At 48.2% G+C, this 485-nt stretch carries 1 pseudogene; it reads left to right on the forward strand.

Annotation, left to right across the window (positions count from 1 at the left end):
* Positions 1 to 38 precede the first annotated feature (38 nt).
* A pseudogene (locus tag AB1A65_RS17660) lies at positions 39 to 485 on the forward strand (aminotransferase class III-fold pyridoxal phosphate-dependent enzyme); the annotation flags it as partial.

Genomic DNA, 485 nt, shown 5'->3' on the forward strand with positions numbered 1-485 from the left:
GAAATAAATTCAGCATGACGCCAAGAATAGCAAGATTTATGATCTACCAACGAAGCAGTGCTCTCTTTGCAGAAGCAAAAAAATACATCCCCGGAGGGGTAAATTCCCCAGTGCGGGCCTTTAAAGCAGTAGGGGGCGACCCTATTTTTGTAAAAGAAGCTAAAGGTGCCTACCTCTATGATGTGGATGGCAACCAACTCATCGATTACATTGCCTCTTGGGGTCCGCTGATTCTGGGTCATGCGTATGAACCTGTGATCAATGCCGTGATTGAAAAGGCCAAAAAAGGGACTTCGTTTGGGATGCCTACCGAAATTGAGACCGAACTGGCACAATTGGCGGTTTCCATGGTGCCGAATATTGACAAAATACGATTTGTGAACAGTGGTACCGAAGCTTGTATGAGTGCGGTGCGCCTGGCGCGCGGGTACACGGGCAAGGACAAGATCATCAAATTTGCGGGGTGCTATCATGGCCATTCCGAC

Source organism: Allomuricauda sp. ANG21, assembly GCF_040705235.1.
In the GTDB taxonomy this organism is placed as follows: domain Bacteria; phylum Bacteroidota; class Bacteroidia; order Flavobacteriales; family Flavobacteriaceae; genus Flagellimonas; species Flagellimonas marina.